The following is a 19,175-nucleotide window of genomic DNA, read 5'->3' on the forward strand; positions in this document are numbered from 1 at the left end:
GCAATGGGGAAACGACCGGCCTTTCTGATGATTCATTCGCTGCGGGGGATTGCCTGACGGGTCGCCCGGGGCAAATCCGCCCAAGGCAATCCCCCGCAGCGAGTCCGGATTACCGGACCACTCAGGCGGTGAAATACTTCACACCGCTGGTGAACAGCGGTTGGAGCTTGTCGCCGGGCACATTGACGAAGGTGCCGTCCGTGTACCGTTCGGAATGACCCATCTTGCCGAACACGCGGCCGTCCGGGCTGGTGATGCCTTCGATGGCGAGCATCGAGCCGTTCGGGTTGACGTCCAGATCCATGCCGGGCACGCCGTCGGCGTCCACATACTGCGTGGCGATTTGGCCGTTGGCCTTGAGCTTGGCGAGCACGTCGTCGGAAGCCACGAACCGGCCCTCGCCGTGCGAAATCGCGATGGTGTGCACGTCGCCGACCGCGCTTTCCGCCAGCCACGGGGACAGATCGGAAGCCACACGCGTACGCACCAGACAGCTCTGATGGCGGCCGATTGTGTTGAAGGTCAGCGTCGGGCAGGCGTCGGTCATCGGCACGATGTCGCCGTACGGCACGAGGCCAAGCTTGATGAGCGCTTGGAATCCATTGCAGATGCCAAGCATCAAACCGTCGCGGTTCTTGAGCAGGTCGCGCACGGCGTCAGTGACGGCTGGGGCGCGGAAGAACGCGGTGATGAACTTCGCCGACCCGTCAGGCTCGTCGCCGCCAGAGAAACCGCCAGGGATCATGACGATCTGGCTGCGGCGGATCTCGTCGACCAGCGCTTGCGTGGATTCGGCGACGGCCTGCGGAGTGAGGTTGTTCACGATGAGCGTGCTCACATCGGCGCCTGCGCGCTCGAATGCCGCCGCGGAATCGTACTCGCAGTTGTTGCCCGGGAACACCGGGATCACCACATGCGGCTTGGCGACGGGAGAGCCCGTGTATACGGCCTTCTTCGGGGCGTGGAATTCCTCGGTTTCGGTGACGCTGCCGCGTTCCTCGCCTTTGGAGCGGTACGGGAAGACGCCTTCCATTGCGGATTCCCAGTCTTCCTGCACCTGGTCGAGATCGAGGTGCTCGCCGCCGGCGACGAATTCGTACGCGTCGGTCGTCTCGCCGATTACGCCGATTTCGACGCGGTTGGACACCGCCGGCAGCTTCGCATTGTCATCAAGTTCAACGAGGAACGAGCCATAGGCCGGGGTGAACAGGTCGTCCACGGCGATGGTGTCGGCGAGCTTGACGCCGATGCGATTGCCGAGCGTCATCTTGAACAGCGCTTCGGCGCTGGCGCCATAGCCCGGGGTGGACACGGCGAGCGCATCATGGAATTCGGTGAGCGATTCGACCACGTCCATTGCCTCAAGCAGGCCGTCCTTGTCGGGGGTGAGCCCGTCGGCCGCGTACCGCGGAGCGATGCGCACAATGCGGTGACCGGCCTTCTTGAACTCGGGGGAGGTCGCGTGATGCATGTTGCCGACGGCCACAGCGAAGGAGATAAGCGTCGGCGGCACGTCGAGATCCTCGAAGCTGCCGCTCATCGAATCCTTGCCGCCGATGGCGCCGACACCGAGGTCGACCTGCGCCATCAGGGCGCCCAGCACCGCCGCGGCGGGCTTGCCCCAGCGTTCCGGCACGTCACGCAGCTTGCCGAAATACTCTTGGAAGCTCAAGTAGGCGTCTTCGCGGCGGAAGCCGGCGGACACGAGCTTGGCAAGGGACTCGACCACCGACAGGTAGGCGCCGGTGAACTGATTCTTCTCCATGATGTACGGGTTGAAGCCCCATGCCATCGCGGAGGCGGTGGTGGTTTCGCCGAACACCGGGAGCTTGGCGACCATGGCCATGGTCGGGGTCAGCTGGCGTTTGCCTCCGAACGGCATGAGCACAGTGGCGGCGCCGATTGTGGAGTCGAAGCGTTCGGACAGGCCCTTGTTGGAGGCCACGTTGATATCGGTGACCAACGCGTGCATCCGGTCCTTGAACGAGCCATCGCGCCATGGGGTGGTGTAGGAGCCGCCCTGCTCGACGTGCACGGTCTGATGCTTCGGCGCGCCGTTGGAAGCGAGGAAGGCGCGGCTCAGGTTCACGATGGTGTCACCTTGCCAGGTCATGCGCATGACCTTCTCTTCGGTGACAGTGGCGATAACGGTGGCTTCGAGGTTTTCCTCGCGAGCATAGCCGAGGAACTCGTCCACGTCATCGGCGGCCACATCAACGGCCATGCGTTCCTGGGATTCAGAAATCGCCAGTTCGGTGCCGTCCAGGCCTTCGTACTTCTTGGGCACCAGATCAAGGTTGATGGTCAGGCCGTCGGCGATCTCGCCGGTTGCCACGGACACGCCGCCCGCGCCGAAATCGTTGCAGCGCTTGATCAGACGGCAGGCGTCCTTGCGGCGGAACAGACGCTGGAGCTTGCGTTCGACGGGGGCGTTGCCCTTCTGCACTTCTGCGCCGTCTTTTTCAAGGCTTTCCTCATCGTGCGCCTTCGAGGCGCCGGTCGCGCCGCCGATGCCGTCACGGCCGGTACGCCCGCCCAGCAGGATGATCTTGTCGCCGGGGGTCGGGGTTTCACGGCGGACATGGTCGGCCGGGGTCGCACCCACGACTGCGCCGACTTCCATGCGCTTGGCCACATAGCCCGGATGGTAAATCTCGTCGACCTGACCGGTCGCCAGACCGATCTGATTGCCGTACGAGGAGTATCCGGCGGCCGCGGTAGTGACGATTTTGCGCTGGGGGAGCTTGCCCTTGAGCGTTTCGGAAACCGGGACACGCGGGTCGCCGGCGCCGGTCACGCGCATCGCCTGATATACGTAGGAACGGCCCGACAGCGGGTCGCGGATGCACCCGCCGATGCAGGTGGCCGCGCCGCCGAACGGCTCGATTTCGGTCGGGTGGTTGTGGGTTTCGTTCTTGAACAGGAACAGCCAGTCCTGGTCCTCGCCGTTCACATCGACCTTGACTTTGACGGTGCAGGCGTTGATTTCCTCAGATTCGTCGAGGTTCTTGAGGATGCCGTTCTTCTTGAGCCACTTGGCGCCAATCGTGCCCATATCCATGAGGCACACCGGCTTGCCGTCGCGCCCGAGCTCATGGCGCATGGCCATGTACTTGTCGAATGCGGCCTTGACCACGTTGTCATCGATATCCACCTCGTCAAGCTGCGTGCCGAAGGTGGTGTGGCGGCAGTGGTCGGACCAGTAGGTGTCGATTACCTTGATTTCAGTGATGGTCGGTTCGCGGTGTTCGCCGTGGAAATACTCCTGGCATACCTTCGCATCCGCCAGATCCATCGCGAGACCGCGCTCGTCGATGAACCGCTGGAGGCCTTCGTCATCCAGCTCGTCGAATCCGGCGACCACCTCGACCTTCGCCGGCTTGGCGACCTGCACCTTGAGGGTGCTCTTCGATTCGAGGGAGGCTTCGCGGGCTTCGACCGGGTTGATTACGTACTGTTTGATCTGCTCGACGGCCTGCTCGTCCAGATTGCCCTCCAAGGCGTAGACCTTGGCGCTGCGCACGGTCGGGCGCTCGCCTTGGCTGATCAGCTGGATGCATTCGCTGGCCGAATCGGCACGCTGATCGAACTGCCCGGGCAGGAACTCGACGGCGAACACCGCGCTGTTGCCAAAATCGGGCATCCCCTCGCTGGCGTTATCCACCTGCGGTTCGCTGAACACGGTTGTGGTGGCCTGATCGAACAGCTCACGGCTGATGCCTTCGACGTCGTACCGGTTGACGATACGCAGACCGGTAAGCCCCTTAATCCCGAGAATCGTCTTCAGCTCGTTTTCCAGTTGCCTGGCCTCGACGTCAAAGCCCGGCTTCTTCTCGACATAAACGCGAAAAACCACGGTATTCCTTCTGTTGTTGGTATGGCGGTTGTCTGGGTGATGCAGGTGGTCGCGTGGGTGTGTTCGCCTTGCGCGGCACATCCGAAAAATGTGGCCCGCATCGGAAAACTGGTGCGGGCCCGGGCTCACTCGGCGTCCTTGACGCCTTCGGAATCGGCGAGCTGCTTGAGGCGGCTGTAAATCTCCTCGTATGCGGGGATGATGTTGCCCAGATCGCGGCGGAACAGATCCTTGTCAAGATGCTCGATCTTGCCGCTTTGATCCTTCAAATCCCACAGACGGCAGGTGTCGGGGGTGATCTCGTCGGCCAGCAGAATCGTGCCGTCGGAGGTCTTGCCTTCCTCGATCTTGAAATCGACGAGCTGCACGTCGATCTTGGAGAAGATGTCCTTGAGCGCTTCGTTGACGGCGCCCGCCTGACGGGAGATCTCGGCGAGCTCGTCCTCGGAAGCCAAGCCGAGGGCGACGATGCCGTCATCGTTGATGAACGGGTCGCCCAGTTCATCGGACTTCAGGCAGAATTCGAGGATCGGCTTCTTCAGCGGCGTACCTTCCTTGACGCCATACCGCTTGGCGAAGGAGCCGGCGGCGGTGTTGCGCATGATGATTTCCAGCGGGTACATGGTCATCTTGCGCACCAGCTGTTCGGTGTCGGACAGGCGCTTGATGAAGTGGCTGTCGATGCCGCGAGCCTTGAGCAGTTCGAAAATCACGGAGGTGATGTGGTTGTTCAGATTGCCCTTACCGGCGATCTGCGCCTTCTTCGCGCCGTTGCCGGCCGTCGCCTGGTTCATGTATTCGACCCACAGAACGTCGGGATCGTCGGTCGCATACATTTTTTTGGCCTTGCCCTCATAGAGCTTTTCCAGTTTCTGCATGACTCGCCTTCCTCGTAAGCACGAGATGGATTGGGGGTATATACGGTGGACAGGATACCAAGCGCCGGCTACATCGGGCGGCACGGCGTGGGGGCGGTATCGCCCGAGAATCGCCCGGCTGCCTATCCGGTATCGGCGCGGCGGCAAACGGGTTCGATTCGGGGCCGGACAACACCGTCGGCAACGGTTCTGACAACCCCCGATGGCAAGATGACGGGTATGAGTGATTACGCCGAAGCCACAGTCAACGCAAGCCAGTCCAGTGCATCACAATCAGCCTCCGTCGCGACACCAGCCGATCCGCGGCTTGGTACCCCGCTCGACCGATCCGACGACGCCGCGCGCACCAAGGTTCTGCTGCTCGGTTCCGGTGAGCTTGGCCGCGAAATCGCCATCGAACTCATGGGCCTGGGCGCGTGGGTGTGCGCCGCCGACAGCTACGAAGGCGCCCCGGCACAGCAGGTCGCCCACGAATACCGTGTCCTCGATATGGCCAATCCTGAGCAGCTGGACGCCCTGTTCGCCGAAATCAAGCCGGATATCGTCATCCCTGAAGTCGAAGCGATCGCCACGTCCGAACTGGATGCAGTAGCCGCGAAAGGCGTGCAAGTCGTGCCGAGCGCTGGCATCGCCGCCATCTGCATGGACCGCGAGCGCTTGCGCGTGCTCGCCCACGAGAAACTTGGGCTGCCGACCACACCCTACCATTTCGCCGGGTCGCTCGAGGAACTGCGTGCCGGCGCGCAAACCGTAGGTTACCCGTGCGTCGTCAAGCCGATTATGAGCTCTTCCGGTCACGGCCAGTCTGTTGTACGCACCCCGGATGCCATCGACGCCGCCTGGCATGAGGCGCAGGTCGGTCGTCGTGCGGCTGGTGAAGGCGGTATTTCTCGCGTTATCGTCGAAGCGCTCGCACCGCTTGATTATGAGCTGACCGTGCTGACCGTCAGCTCGTCCGCGGGTGTTGTCACCTGCACTCCGATCGGGCAGCGTCAGGAAAGCGGCGATTACTGCGAATCCTGGCAGCCGGCGGCTGTCAACCCGGACACCTTGAGAATCGCGAAAGACTTGGCACGCCGTTGTGTCGAAGGGCTGGTCGCCGACGCGCACGAGCACGGCGAGCGCGGCTGGGGCGTGTTCGGTGTCGAACTGTTCGTCCTTACCGATGGGTCGGTGCTGTTCAATGAGGTCTCCCCGCGTCCGCACGACACCGGTATGGTGACTATGATTTCCCAACGGCTGAGCGAATTCGCGCTCCACGCGCGGGCGGTTCTCGGTATTCCGGTCAGCCAGGAGCATGTCGATTTGGCGCTCGGCGACGGGCAGGTTGGCACGAGCCATGCCATCGTCGTCGAAGGCGACGGCCGAGCGATTTTCTCGAATGTGCCACAGGCGCTCGCCGAACCGGACACCAACCTGCGTATCTTCAACAAGCCGGAAGTCCACGGGCATCGTCGCATGGCCGTGGCACTCGCCATCGGGGACGGCGCCGATGACGCCCGCGCCAAGGCCGGACGCGTTGCCGACGCGTTGACTGTCACGGTACGGTAATGGGCGTGGCATTCCGGCTTCGTGGGGCTTGAGGCTTACGATACCGGTATGAGTATGAAGAATCAGGAGTTTTCTCAGGCGGCTGGCAGCACCGAGGATGCCGGCCGCCCGCTCGTCATCGCGCTGGTCGTCGACACCGCGGGCAACGAGGGCAACGGCACGTCGAATTCGGCGTTGCAGTATGCCAAGGAGCTGCGCCGGCAAGGTCATACGGTCCGTCTGGTCGGTATCGGCTCGCCCGAGTATCCGATTCGCGTGCGTCACATCCCGTTGGTCTCTTGGATCGCGGCGAAACAGCAGATGCAATTCGCGCAACCGGACCGGGCGATGTTCCGCAAGGCGTTTGAAGGCGCAGATGTGGTCCACGTGTACCTGCCGTTCAAATACGGCCGCATGGCGGTGCGGACCGCACATGAGATGGGCATCCCCGCCACCGCCGGATTCCACTTGCAGCCGGAGAACGTCCTGTATTCGGCGGGGCCGCTGCGGTATATCCCCGGCGCTTCGGCGTTCATCTACTGGCTGTTCGACCGCATACTGTACCGGCATATCCGGCATATCCACACGCCCTCGCATATGATTGCCGCGCAGCTGCGGGCGCACGGCTACCGGCAGCGACTACATGTGATCTCCAACGGCTATTCGCCCAGATTCACCGCCAAACAGCAGCGTGAACCCGGTTCGCCGTCCCCAAGACCGTTCAGAATCGTCGCCTCGGGGCGTCTAGCCAGCGAGAAGGACCATGTGACGCTGATTCGGGCGGTCGCGTTGAGCCGGCATGCCGAGGATATCGAATTGTCGATTTGCGGCACCGGGCCGTTGCAACATGAGCTGCGGCGAATGGCGGCGCAATTGCTGCCCGGACGTTGGTCGATCGGTTTCCACGACAATGCGCAGATGCCCGTATTCCTGCGTTCATGCGATCTGCTGGTGCACCCTTCGATTGTGGATATCGAATCGCTGAGCGTTCTGGAGGGCATGGCCTCCGGACTTGTGCCCGTCATCGCCAGGTCCACGCAGAGCGCCGCCGGACAGTTCGCGTTGTGTGACCATTCGCTGTTCGAAGCCCAAGACCCGGCCATGCTCGCCCAACGCATCGACTGGTGGATCGACCACCCCGATGAATTAAGCCGTTGGGGCGCCATCTATGCTGAGCACACGCGTGAAGAGTATTCCATCGAGTCATGCGTGCGCAAATTCGTCGCCATGGAACGCGAGGCGATTGCCGACTTTGACAGCGGGTCGCGTATGACAGGCGCAATCTGAGGGGTTCCGGCGATCTGCGCCTCATCGGTCTGTAACGCTTGTGCGCAGTGTTCCGCAATGTTGAAGTGCTGACGCAAAGCATGTATAATTATCACCACCATAAAGGCGTGGAGAGAGAGAAAGGGTATCCCGGTATGGCATCGTGTTCGTGCGATGCCGGACTCGGATGCGAGCAGATGATGGCACATGCGACTGAAGAAAAGAGGACAAACCGGCTTCACCTTGGTCGAGCTTCTGATTGTGGTTGTCATTATCGGTATTCTTACCGCCGTGGCGGTTCCGATTTACAACAACCAGAAAAGGCTGGCGCGGCCTACTGCAAATCGAGAGAACGCGAAAAACGCGGAAGCGTTGGGTATTGAGGCGTTCCTTTCTTCGTCGGGCAAGGTGAATCAGACAGCGAAACGCTCTGGCTACAACACAGTCACGTATACGTACTTTGTCGAGGCTGGCACCGGAATCCTGAACTTCTGCACCAACTGGAACAGCGATGGAAGCGGCGGTGGCGGCTGCGATACCGGTGGAGCTGACGACCGATGGATAGCCGATGGAAGCCATAAGGTATCCACGCTCACGGATGTCGGCTCATGGACATCAGACACGACCATCAGTGATAACGTCAAGCTTGGTGACGAAATCGCGAAGATCTGGACGATTCATTTTGACCCAATAACGGGTGAGACTGTCGGATATTACTGCGCTTTTCCGTCGTCGAATGATCCGACATATCAACGGGTCCTTCAAGCCGTGCGTGATGGCAGTGCGCAGGAGAAATACAAACAATCGAACGGGTGACATCCCACGCCGCGATGCGGCGGTGTGCACAGCGCCGCGACGCGGCTGAGGGGTGGCGGTCCGTACCGGGGTTCAAGCGCCGGACATGTCTCCACTCTGCCGGTTGATTGCATTTCGCAATGTCGCGGTAACGCCGATGATACGAAAATCGCTTACCATGCCGCCGAACGCAAAGAAAAACGCATTTCAACGGCGTACATGCGACGAAAAACGCATGGCATCGCCTTCCCGAATGCGTATTGCGTAAGTTGCGACAACGAAAGGCGACATGATGAGCAGATATGCAGTGACCAATCCGGCGACCGGACAGGTCGAGGAAAGCTTTGAAACCTTCACCGATGAGCAGGTCGCCGCGGCGGTGGACGCCGCCGATGACGCCTATCGCACGTGGGGGAGGACCACGACCATCGAACAGCGCGCGGCGCTGATGCGCAAGGCGGTGGCCGCCTATCGCGACCAGCAGCAGGAGCTTGCCACCATCATCAACCACGAGATGGGCAAGACCATGGACGAGGCGCTTGTCGAGGTGGAATTCTCGGCGGAAATCCTTGAATATTACGCCGATCACGCCGCCGAATTCCTCGCCGACGAGCCAATCAAGCGCGCTGCGGCGGGCACGGCGTTCATCCGGCACCTGCCGATCGGCCCTCTGGTCGGCGTGATGCCCTGGAATTACCCGTACTATCAGGTGGCCCGGTTCGCTGGTCCGAACCTCATGCTCGGCAACACCATCATTCTCAAGCACGCCTCCCTGTGCCCCAAGTCGTCGGCCGCGATGGAGAGGATCTTCCTGGAGGCGGGCTTCCCGAAGGGCGCGTTCGTCAACGTGTACGCCACCAACGAGCAGATCGCCAAGGTCATCGCCGACCCGCGCGTCCGTGGCGTATCTCTGACCGGTTCCGAGCGTGCTGGCAAGGCGATCGCCCAGGAGGCCGGCGCCGCCTTGAAGAAGGTCGTGTGCGAACTAGGCGGCAATGACGCGTTCATCATCATGAGCACCGACGATTTGGATGCCGCGGTCGAGGCCGGCGCGAACGCCCGGTACGAGAATAGCGGCCAGATCTGCAACGGCGCCAAGCGGTTCATCATCATCGACTCGCTGTATGACGAATTCTTGAAGCGGTTTATCAAGGTGTCCAAGGAACGCAAGCTCGCGCCTCTGTGCTCTGCGTCCGCCGCCGACGGTCTCGCCACCCAGGTGCAGGCCGCGATCGATGACGGGGCGAAGGTGGTGCTGGGCGGCACCGAGCATGATGGCGCCTACTATCCGGCGACTATTCTGACCGATATTCCCGAAGGGTCCGCCGCACGACGCACGGAGTTCTTCGGGCCGGTCGCCCAGTTCTACCGGGTGTCCGGCGAGGATGAGGCCATTGCGGTCGCCAACGATTCGCCGTACGGTCTCGGCTCCTACGTGTTCACCACCGACAGCGAACAGGGGTTGCGTTTCGCGGATCGTCTGGAATCCGGCATGACCTATATCAATGAATCCGGCGCCGATTCCGCGGAACTGCCGTTCGGCGGCGTGAAGAATTCCGGGTTCGGCCGCGAGATGGGGCCGCTCGGTATCCGCGAGTTCGCGAACTACAAGCTCGTCACCGAAGCTGCGCGCTGAATCCAGAGCGGTTCCCCGGTATCAGCACGGTATCGGCATGATGGCCGGTCGCCACATTTTTGGCGGCCGGCCATCACTATTTCTGTTACGTCCTGAGTCGTCTGTTGCATGTGCTGCTGATGTTGCAGGCGCCCCAGGGAATCGGCAAACGCAAGATACCCCGATAATTCCGATTCTCCGATTGGAATCCGGTTTCCGGCGCCTTCGCTGCACTGGAATCAGCCCCAAAATTCCACAATATGATTCCATGTCTCACATACTGGACGCAGAGTGGTGTGGTTGATTCCGGCCTCTGCCAGATGCATGGATAACTCGGGGTCGCCGGGTCTTGGGGTGCGCAATACTCGGCCGAAACACGGGTGACTACGCCAAGTTGCGCTGATTGAGACGCCTTCTGGCGTGTTCTGCAATGGCCCGGATACAGGAACCCCTAGAAAGGCTGACATCACGCGATTGCTGTCTTGCGCGTCCAGCCCGTCCTGTGCGTCCGTGCATCCGGTACGTCATCCGCGGTCCGCGCGTTGTGCACACCCGCACTGTCTGGCCTGCGCAATTACCGCACGCCGTAATCATACCGTTGCTCGATAAGCCGCAAATACGTGAATACTTCCGTGTGGTCGACACCTGGGATCCTGCGGATGCGCATCACCAGGTCGAGCAGGTCGTCATCGTCGGCGGTGAAGACCTCCAGCAGCATGTCAAAACGCCCCGCCGCGGCGACAATGTAGTCGATGCCGTCGGTTGCGCGTAACTGGTCGGCGAGCGCGTCTAAAGCCCCGCTCGTGTTCACTCCGATCATGGCCTGCCTGCGGTAGCCGAGCTGGACCGGGTCCGTGACGGCGACGATCTGGATGATTCCCGTCTCGACCAACCGCTGCACACGGCCGCGCACCGCGGCTTCGGACAGGCCGACGACCTTGCCGATCGCCCCGTAAGGTTTGCGGCCGTTTTTCTGCAATTCGCGGATGATCGCCTTGTTGGTGTCGTCGAGCAGTGTCGGCGATTTGTGCGGCTCCGTGCCGTTACCCATGTTGTCCGCGGTCTCGAATCCGGCCGCCGTGAACGGCTCGCGCATGTCATGTTGAACTCTCATGCGACCATCACAGCAGGTCATTGTTCACGATGCGAGACCGTGGGGAAAATTTCGCGTTACGCCGCTTTTTTAGTCGCAATATTGCGTTTACGCAACGGAAATCATCGCAACCTTTGATGAATCACAACGAAAACAGCAGAGACCAAGCCTCGCACGCTATCGAACTCGAAGTTCTCGCAAGCCACGCACGAACGTGACGCGTCCCGCGGACAGGCGCCGCAGGATGACCGGACGAATTACCAAGGAGGAGCGATGACCACGACACAATCACCTGTCCAGGATGCGGTCCCGTCATCATCTGCGGCGGAATCGCACCAGCCGGATGATACCGGCGTCCGTATCGGCCGCGACAAGGACGTGGAACTGAGAGAAAGCGGCCTGACCATCAACCGCGCCCGCAAGACCTTCCGGTCGGCGGAAGGCAAATTGGTCCACGCCATCGACGACGTGAGCCTGAACATCGAAGCCGGCGAATTCTTCGTGCTGCTCGGCCCTTCCGGTTGCGGCAAGACGACACTGCTGCGGTCCATCGGCGGTCTGGAAACCCTGGATGCCGGCGAAATCTACTTGGGCGACCAACGCATCGACGAGATGCCGCCATACGAGCGTCCGGTCAACACCGTATTCCAAAGTTACGCATTGTTCCCCAATATGACGGTGGAACAGAACATCGCTTTCGGCTTGGAAATGGAAAAGAAGCCGAAGGACTACATCAAGCGTAAGACGCAGGAAATGCTCGATCTGGTGCATCTGAGCGAAATCGGCAAGCGTCTGCCCAGCCAGCTGTCCGGCGGCCAGCAGCAGCGTGTCGCGCTCGCCCGGTCGCTCGCGAAAAGCCCGAAGGTGCTGTTGCTTGATGAATCCCTGTCCGCGCTTGATTTCAAGTTGCGCCGTCAGATGCAAGTCGAATTGAAGCGTCTGCAGCGAGAGACCGGCATCATCTTCATTTTCGTCACGCACGACCAGGAGGAAGCCCTGTCGATGGCCGACCATATCGCCGTGTTTTCCAAGGGCAAGCCCGAACAGGTCGGCACCCCGGAGGAAATCTACGACAAGCCGGCCAACCGGTTCGTCGCCGACTTCATCGGCGATATCAACTTCCTCGACGCCACCGTGCATGATGCCGGCTCGGTTGAGGTTGAAGGCAAGATCTTCCCCGTGACACAAGACCTGAGCGAGTATGGCAGGGGAGCGACCGTGAGCGCTGCCGTCCGCCCCGAGCGCATTACGCTTGGCGCGGCGAAGGAAGGCGGTCTGCAGGCGAGCGTGGAAACCGTGACCTATATGGGCTCCGACATCCGCTGCCATGTCCGTCTCGCCGACGGCACACCCGTGCAGATCCGCGTCAACCCGCCATTTGACTCCGAACTGCTCACAGTCGGTGCAAAGGTCGGTGTGACGGTCAGCCCCGACCATATGAGGGTGGTGGAACGATGAGCGAAACCTCTTCCGCTTTGGACGGCGGCAAGCCGCCGATTTCTGCGCCTTCACAAGACGGTGGGGCGACGACTTCCCGTCGCCGCCCCACCCTGTTCGCCGCCTCGGGCAGCATCAAGCCCGGCATGCTCTCGCACTGGTATTCGATTCCCGCCGTTATCGTCGGACTGCTGTTCACACTCGGCCCGATATGCGTCATCGTCGCGTTCTCCTTCATGAGCCAGCCGGATGTCGGCGGCGGCGTGGTCTACAAGTTCTCCACGAACGCTTACAAGAAGCTGCTGTTCACCACCGACTTCCTGGGCCGCACCTCTTTCGACCCACGGTATCTCAAGGTGTTCGGCACCTCGTTGTGGCAGGCGCTTATCACCACGTTCATATGCATCGTGCTGTCCTTCTTTATCGCCCTGTGGATGTCGTTGCGCAAGCCGTCAACCCAGCGCCTGCTGGTGTTGCTGATCAACATCCCGTTCTGGACGAACCTCATCGTCCGTACCTACGCGTGGATGCTCATCCTCAACGAAAACGGCCCGATTAATGGCTTTTTGAAATTTATCGGCGTAGGTAGCAAACAGCTGCTGTACACGTCGGGTGCCTCGCTGATCGGCTTGATATTCACCTTCCTGCCGTTCGCGACCATGCCGATGTATTCGGCGCTGTCCGGGTTTGACTTCCGTCTGGTCGAAGCCGCATACGACCTGGGCGCTCGCAAACTCACCGTGATGCGCCGGATCATCCTGCGCGCCGCGAAACCAGGCGTCACCTCAGCCATTGCGTTGTGCTTCATCCCGGCTTTCGGGTCCTACGTGCAGCCCGTGCTGCTTGGCGGCGGGCGTGTCCTCATGGTCGGCAACCTGATCGCATCCCAGTTCTCTGAAGCGCGCAACTGGCCGTTCGGCGCGGCATTGTCCACGGTGATCCTGCTGATCACGTTGCTGTGCGGTGTCGCGGCAAGCATCGGCGGCGGCAAAGCGGCGCGTGACGCCGGCATAGCGGTATGAACAGAATGAGGTGAGAGCAATGACTAGCAGCAACAAGGAAATCAAGCATACCGGGGAGGCAACGGATATCCGCACGGCCGCCGGTACACACGACGGCGAAACCGCTCCGGTCGTCCACATGGATTACGGCACCGCGGCGGAATTCGGCGCCATCGTCGAACGTACCATCGACGAACGTGGCGAACACGCGTCCGCCCAGATGCCACAATGGCTCGAAGACAAGCAGCCCGACCGGGCGCTAAGCACCCGGCGTTCCGGGCGAAACCGGCTGAAAACCTTCCCCGGCGTCGCGTTCATCAGTGTGCTTGTCATCCTATTCCTGTATCTGCCGATGCTCATGGTCGTGATGTTCTCCTTCAACGGCGGCCGTCAAGCGCTGCTGTGGAAAGGGTTCTCCTTCTCCTGGTACGGTACGGTGTTCCACGATCCGGCAATCATCTCGGCAACCCTGACCTCGCTCGAAGTCGCCGTCATCGCGATGGTTCTGTCCACGGTCATCGGTGTGCTGTTCATCCTCGCTGCGGACCAGATGTCACGGGCGGGTTCGGCGCTCGCCGGCTGGCTGATCAACGCGTCGTTGATTATCCCAGAGGTCGTGCTCGGCGTCGCAACTATGGGCTTCATCCGTATGATCGGTCTGAAGCCGGGATTGCTGCCACTGATTCTCGCGCACACCACCTTCTGCATCCCGTTCGTGGTGATGCCGCTGCGCGCAAGGCTGCAGACTATCGACACCTCGTGCTTCGAAGCCGCAGTGGATCTCGGCGCGTCGCCAATCACCACGGTCCGCCGCGTCACCCTGCCGCTGCTGGCTCCGGCCATCGTCTCCGGCGCGCTTATGGCATTCGTGATTTCGATGGATGACTTCATGATTTCGAACTTCCTCACATCGGCCGGAACGACGACACTGCCGATCTATATCTTCTCGCTTATCCGCAAGGGCGTGAACCCGAGCATCAACGTCGTCGCCACGCTTCTGCTCCTGCTCGCTGTCATCGTGACCGTCATCCCCTCGGTCCTGACCAACCGCAAGGACGACTGAACGACGGCGTGCGCCAGAACGCAGCCGTCATATCGAAGAAAGGAGCCGATATGCGCACCTCATCAGCTGTTATCCCTTCCAATCATTCACATTCCGACTACCGTGAGAGCGGGCGTGGCTGTGGCAGCAGGTACGGTCGTGGTCGTGGGTACGGTCGTGGCCACGTGGGCAGGACGTTCCGTCGCATGGCGTGCATGGCGCTCGCTGTCGCAGGCATGCTGTCGTCTGCCGCATGCTCAGGCGGTATCTCGGATTCCGCGCGCACAACTGATGTCGTCGCCAACGGGGCGTACCACGAGGCGCACGGCGGCGAGTTGCATATCTACACGTGGGCCGGGTACATGCCGGATGATGTCATCAAGAAATTCGAAAAGGAAACCGGCATCAAGCTCACGGTGGACACTTTCGAAAGCAACGAGGCGCTGGAAGCCAAGTTGCAGTCCACAGGCGGGTCCGGCTATGACATCGTGATGCCGAGTGACTACATGGTCTACCAGCTCATCAAGGAGCATATGCTCGTGAAATTCGATGTGTCCAAGCTGCCCAACGGCAAGAATGTCTCCAAGGAGTTCTCCTCGCCGTACTACGATCCCAAGCTTGAATATTCGGCACCGTATGTGGTGGGTTACACCGGATTCATGGTCAACACCAAGAAAATCCCCAAGTCCGCGGCGCCGACCAGTTGGAAGGAGTTCTTCGCGCTGTCATCGAAGTATGGAAAGTCGCAGCTGCTGAACGATTCGATCGAGGTGACGAACGCCGCGTTGCGTGCGGTCGGCTCGGACCAGTGCACTACTGACGCGCACGCCTATCAGAATGCGAACGATCTGCTGCAGTCCTATCATTCGAAGGTCGGTGTCGTCAGCTCTGAAGGCGTGGCGGACCGACTGGCGTCCGAAGAGCAGGTGATTGGCATGATCTGGAGTTATGACGCCTATCAGGCGCAGCAGTCAAATAAGGATCTCGAATTCGTCTACCCGTCCGACGGCACGACCCAGTTCGTGGACAATATGGCAATCGCTGCGGGGGCGCAGAACATCGACCAAGCGAAGACCTTCATCAACTACATGCTGGATCCGAAAAACAAGGAAGCGATTGATGAATCCGCGGGCGCCGGGTCTGTGCTCAAGGGCGGCGATGCGTTGCTGCCGAGCGAGATGCGGTCGTCCAACACGATTGTGCCGAGCGCGGATGAGCTCAAGCATGCGGTGACTGAGAAGGCATGCTCGAACGCCATCAACGACAACTACACGCAGCTGTTCGAGAACTTCAAGCAGTGATGCGCGTGCGGCTGTGCGGCGGGGGCACGGGTGCGCTCCCAAGCATAACGCCCCTGCCGCGCGTCGGGTGCGGCTGTGCGTCTTGCGCGGTTGCGGGGCAATCGGGTCATCCGGGGGAAACCTCCGGATGACCCATAGTTGTGTTTGGGGAGTACTGGACTGAGCGTGCTTGACTGGGCTTTGGGCTCGTTCGTGATGCGGGGTGTGTCGATTGCGCAATGGCGGGTTGGCGTGTGATGACAGTGGTGCCGCCTTCCGCGCCACCCGGCGTCATGCCTGTCATCGTGTGAGGATTGACTCACATGGAGGCGGTTGATGTGTCCGGGTTGCAGTCCCGGAGGCTGCATATCCGTCGATGTGTGAGGATTGGCTCACACAGTGACCGGTTGGTTGGGCCGGATGTTGTGGATGGGGTGGTTTGAGGGCGGTTGTGTGAGGATTGGCTCACACGGAGACGGTTAACGTAGCCGGGGTTGCGGTCCTGGGCCTGTGTATTCGTCATCGTGTGAGGATTCGCTCACACGATGACCTGGTGGTTGGGTCGGATGTTTTGGGTGGAACGGTTTGAGGGTGGTTATGTGAGGATTCGCTCACATGGCGGACACTTTCCCACACCCGATCGCTTCGTGGATGGTCTGTCCGCCGGTCCGAGTGAGGATTTGCTCACACCGCCGGTGCTGATTGTCGATCGCGGCATCGGGACTCATGAATCCTTGGTATTCCGGGCCAATCCCCAAATCTTCCATCGGCCGCAATCTGGACGGGCCCGACACGATGCTCACCGCGGCTGCGAATCGCCCCGCGAAAGCGAACATCCATGTTGACGAATTGTTACGAGCGGAAAAACAGTTCCGGAATCAGAAATCCCAACGAAATAATGCAGGTTTTACCTATGATTGTACGAAATTCGTAGTCAAGTCGATAGAACGCAACGAAAATCGCATCACAAGACTACCGAAGGAAAGGATTCGACATGACGGCAAGCATCAGTGAAGCCAGGATCAAGGAACTCACCGCCAAGGAAGGTGAGAAACTCAACGCCAAACTCGGCAAGTCCCGCGAGATGTATAACGAAGCCCGCAAGCATCTGTGCAACGGCGTCGCCTCCTCCTACCAGCTGCGCGATCCGTGGCCGATCTACGTCGATCACGGCAGCGGTTCCAAGCTGTGGGATGTGGACGGCAACGAATACTACGATTTCCACAACGGCTACGGCGCCATGGTGCAGGGCCACGGCAATCCGGAGATCGGCAAGGCCATCGCTGAGCGTTTCCCGAAGGGTACGCATTTCGCGCTTCCTGATGAAGATGATTTCGTTGTCGCTGACGAACTGACCCAGCGGTTCGGCCTGCCGAAGTGGCGTTTCACCAACTCCGGTTCCGAGGCCACAATGGACGCAATCCGCATCGCCCGCGCCTACACGCACCGCGACCACATCATGAAGATCTTCGGTTCCTACCACGGTCACCATGATGCGGTGATGATCTCCATCGTCGGCGATTACGAGAACATCGGCGATAAGAATCACTTGAAGAAGATTCCGTACGGCGCCGGCATCCCGAAGTCCCTGATTCCGCTGACTGTGCCGGTTCCGTTCAACGATGCTGACGCGCTTGAGGCCCGCATCCGGGAGATGGAAACCGATGACGAGGCTCCCGCGTGCCTGATCATGGAAGCCTGCCTGATGAACATGTCCATCGTGCCTCCGGAGCCGGGCTACCTCGAGAAGGTGCGTGAAATCACCAAGCGTCACGGCATCGTGCTGATTTTCGATGAGGTCAAGACCGGCCTGACCATTGGACCTGGCGGTGCCACCAAGCTGTTCGGTGTGACCCCGGACATGGTCACCATGGCCAAGGCGATTTCCGGTGGCCTGCCGATGGGCGCCATCGGCGGCACCGACGAGGTGATGAGCGTCGTCGAATCCGGCGAAGTCTACCAGGTCGGCACCTACTCCGGCAACCCGCTGTGCGTGGCGGCAGCCCGTGCCAATCTCGAGAAGGTGCTCACTCCGGAAGCCTACAAGCTGTTCGATCATCTGAACAACCGCCTGATGGAAGGCTGCACCGAAGTCATCAAGAAGTATGACTTCCCGGGATACTCCATCGGTTTCGGCGCCAAGGGCTGCGTCACCTTCTCCCCGCACAAGATCGTGGACTATGTGACCTTCAAGCAGGGCCAGCGCACCGACTTGAACCAGCTTTGCTGGCTGTATGCGGCCAACCGCGGCGTGTTCATGACTCCGGGACGTGAGGAGGAATGGACGTTGTCTGTGGCTCACGACGACGCCGCGTGCGACGCCTACATCAACGCCTTCGCCGAGATGGCGCACGATGTGACCGCCGAGTAACCCCAATCAAGCCTGCCCTAAGCCGGGTCCAATACACTGCACTCCTCTTGCCCGGCTTGGGGTGTCATTCGCGACCGTGGTCGAGTGGCATCGCGCATGCGGTGCTGTTTGGCCACGGTCGTTCCACTTCTGCGGGGTGGTTCATGGTGTGCGGGGTGTGTTGTGGTGGCGTGTGGTGGTGTTGGCGCGTCGTTCTGCTGGTCGTGTCATCGATGGCGGTGGAAAGGGTGCGGCGCGTTAGGACTCGAGACGGCAGGATGGTGCGGTGTGTGGCGTTGAGGTGTTGCAGTGTCGTTTGGACGGGTGTTTTCGCCGAAGGTGGTGTGAATGGGCATCGTACGCCAGGACTTTGCGGCTGCGGGGTGCCCAGGCGGCTGCGACACGCCGGAAGTTCCCAGGGTCTGTGTCGCGCATTTCTGCGATTGCAAGAAAAACGACGCGCCGGGAAGCGTACGTCCCGAACATCGTGTATAGTCTTTCACTGTTGTGCGAAACGAGGTTTGCCTCGGTTCGACACCACATGGTGGATATAGCTCAGCCGGTAGAGCATCTGATTGTGGTTCAGAAGGTCGCGCGTTCGAGCCGCGTTATCCACCCCATCAACCCCGGGTTCGCCCGGGGTTTCGTTTTTCTTCCGGCCTTGTTCCCGCGAGGAGACAGTGTGCATCAGGTCCTTGGCGCTCTCGCAATCGGGCATATAGGAACCAAAGTTATTGCTTTAGACTTCTCGTTCAGGTGTTGAAGACGGGCATGTGCAGGTCTGTCCATTCGATTGAGGTGCCGGGTTCCGGGGCGTCTCCGCCGGGGGTTTCGTCTGTTTCGGCGTGGGCGGGTGGTGTCGTGTCATCCGGTATGGCGAAGCGGTAGGGGTCCGGCTTGGCGCTCTTCATGTAGCATGCCCATTCGCACGCGAGGACGCGGTGTCGTCCGGGAAGGCCGCGGTGATTGACGAGCATGCGTTTGATCGGCGCGTTGATTCCGCCCTCGAGGCGGTTGGTGGTGCACGGAACG

General features: G+C 60.7%; 12 protein-coding genes, 1 tRNA gene and 1 pseudogene. 10 read left to right on the forward strand and 4 right to left on the reverse strand.

Annotated features, from left to right (window positions below; all coding sequences use genetic code 11):
* Positions 1-121: 121 nt before the first annotated feature.
* A complete protein-coding gene (locus K315_RS0102360; protein ID WP_029576016.1) occupies positions 122-3,856 on the reverse strand; it encodes a phosphoribosylformylglycinamidine synthase in 3,735 nt (1,244 codons plus the stop codon).
* A 125-nt stretch (positions 3,857-3,981) separates the two neighbouring features.
* The gene (gene purC, locus K315_RS0102365; protein ID WP_029576017.1) at positions 3,982-4,734 is read right to left on the reverse strand and encodes a phosphoribosylaminoimidazolesuccinocarboxamide synthase; all 753 of its coding nucleotides are present in this window, start codon (positions 4,732-4,734) and stop codon (positions 3,982-3,984) included.
* A gap of 219 nt (positions 4,735-4,953) precedes the next feature.
* Here purC and purT point away from each other — a divergent pair, with 219 nt between their 5' ends.
* From purT to K315_RS0102385, 4 genes are all read left to right on the forward strand, one after another.
* Positions 4,954-6,285: a formate-dependent phosphoribosylglycinamide formyltransferase gene (purT, locus tag K315_RS0102370; protein ID WP_029576018.1), complete on the forward strand. Its 1,332-nt coding sequence runs from the start codon at positions 4,954-4,956 to the stop codon at positions 6,283-6,285.
* 48 nt (positions 6,286-6,333) lie between these two features.
* On the forward strand, positions 6,334-7,551 hold the full coding sequence (locus tag K315_RS0102375) for a glycosyltransferase (RefSeq protein WP_081666356.1): 1,218 nt from the start codon (positions 6,334-6,336) through the stop codon (positions 7,549-7,551).
* 186 nt (positions 7,552-7,737) lie between these two features.
* Positions 7,738-8,346: a type IV pilin protein gene (locus K315_RS10820; RefSeq protein WP_029576020.1), complete on the forward strand. Its 609-nt coding sequence runs from the start codon at positions 7,738-7,740 to the stop codon at positions 8,344-8,346.
* Positions 8,347-8,614: 268 nt separating this feature from the next.
* On the forward strand, positions 8,615-9,961 hold the full coding sequence (locus tag K315_RS0102385; RefSeq protein WP_238556401.1) for an NAD-dependent succinate-semialdehyde dehydrogenase: 1,347 nt from the start codon (positions 8,615-8,617) through the stop codon (positions 9,959-9,961).
* A gap of 553 nt (positions 9,962-10,514) precedes the next feature.
* Here K315_RS0102385 and K315_RS0102390 read toward each other — a convergent pair.
* On the reverse strand, positions 10,515-11,054 hold the full coding sequence (locus K315_RS0102390; protein ID WP_238556402.1) for an Lrp/AsnC family transcriptional regulator: 540 nt from the start codon (positions 11,052-11,054) through the stop codon (positions 10,515-10,517).
* Positions 11,055-11,306: 252 nt separating this feature from the next.
* Between K315_RS0102390 and K315_RS0102395 the strand changes: the two genes are divergently transcribed.
* The 6 genes from K315_RS0102395 (at position 11,307) to K315_RS0102425 (ending at position 18,763) form a co-directional block, all read left to right on the forward strand.
* A complete protein-coding gene (locus tag K315_RS0102395; RefSeq protein ID WP_081666357.1) occupies positions 11,307-12,491 on the forward strand; it encodes an ABC transporter ATP-binding protein in 1,185 nt (394 codons plus the stop codon).
* Positions 12,488-13,492 carry an ABC transporter permease gene (locus tag K315_RS0102400; RefSeq protein ID WP_029576024.1) on the forward strand — a complete coding sequence of 335 codons (1,005 nt, stop codon included), beginning with the start codon at positions 12,488-12,490 and terminating at the stop codon, positions 13,490-13,492. The genes K315_RS0102395 and K315_RS0102400 overlap by 4 nt, the downstream gene beginning before the upstream one ends.
* 19 nt (positions 13,493-13,511) lie before the next feature.
* The gene (locus tag K315_RS09160) at positions 13,512-14,534 is read left to right on the forward strand and encodes an ABC transporter permease (RefSeq protein ID WP_029576025.1); all 1,023 of its coding nucleotides are present in this window, start codon (positions 13,512-13,514) and stop codon (positions 14,532-14,534) included.
* Between the two features lie 194 nt (positions 14,535-14,728).
* Complete coding sequence (locus tag K315_RS09165) at positions 14,729-15,814, forward strand: ABC transporter substrate-binding protein (protein ID WP_029576026.1); 1,086 nt, start codon at positions 14,729-14,731, stop codon at positions 15,812-15,814.
* Positions 15,815-16,787: 973 nt separating this feature from the next.
* Positions 16,788-18,164, forward strand: a complete 1,377-nt coding sequence (locus tag K315_RS0102420) for an aspartate aminotransferase family protein (RefSeq protein ID WP_029576028.1) — start codon at positions 16,788-16,790, stop codon at positions 18,162-18,164.
* Positions 18,165-18,687: 523 nt separating this feature from the next.
* Positions 18,688-18,763, forward strand: a tRNA-His gene (locus K315_RS0102425).
* A 132-nt stretch (positions 18,764-18,895) separates the two neighbouring features.
* On the opposite strand, the pseudogene K315_RS10910 reads toward K315_RS0102425, so the two are convergent.
* A pseudogene (locus tag K315_RS10910) lies at positions 18,896-19,175 on the reverse strand (hypothetical protein); the annotation flags it as partial.

The organism is Bifidobacterium thermacidophilum subsp. thermacidophilum DSM 15837 (assembly GCF_000426425.1).
Lineage (GTDB): Bacteria > Actinomycetota > Actinomycetes > Actinomycetales > Bifidobacteriaceae > Bifidobacterium > Bifidobacterium thermacidophilum.

Coding starts and splice junctions, on each gene's coding strand:
- K315_RS0102375 (WP_081666356.1), top strand. CDS start 6,334: ATGAGTATGAAGAATCAGGAGTTTTCTCAGGCGGCTGGCAGCACCGAG.
- K315_RS09165 (WP_029576026.1), top strand. CDS start 14,729: ATGGCGCTCGCTGTCGCAGGCATGCTGTCGTCTGCCGCATGCTCAGGC.
- K315_RS0102420 (WP_029576028.1), top strand. CDS start 16,788: ATGACGGCAAGCATCAGTGAAGCCAGGATCAAGGAACTCACCGCCAAG.
- K315_RS10820 (WP_029576020.1), top strand. CDS start 7,738: ATGCGACTGAAGAAAAGAGGACAAACCGGCTTCACCTTGGTCGAGCTT.
- K315_RS0102400 (WP_029576024.1), top strand. CDS start 12,488: ATGAGCGAAACCTCTTCCGCTTTGGACGGCGGCAAGCCGCCGATTTCT.
- purT (WP_029576018.1), top strand. CDS start 4,954: ATGAGTGATTACGCCGAAGCCACAGTCAACGCAAGCCAGTCCAGTGCA.
- K315_RS0102395 (WP_081666357.1), top strand. CDS start 11,307: ATGACCACGACACAATCACCTGTCCAGGATGCGGTCCCGTCATCATCT.
- K315_RS09160 (WP_029576025.1), top strand. CDS start 13,512: ATGACTAGCAGCAACAAGGAAATCAAGCATACCGGGGAGGCAACGGAT.
- K315_RS0102385 (WP_238556401.1), top strand. CDS start 8,615: ATGATGAGCAGATATGCAGTGACCAATCCGGCGACCGGACAGGTCGAG.
- purC (WP_029576017.1), bottom strand. CDS start 4,734: ATGCAGAAACTGGAAAAGCTCTATGAGGGCAAGGCCAAAAAAATGTAT.
- K315_RS0102390 (WP_238556402.1), bottom strand. CDS start 11,054: ATGAGAGTTCAACATGACATGCGCGAGCCGTTCACGGCGGCCGGATTC.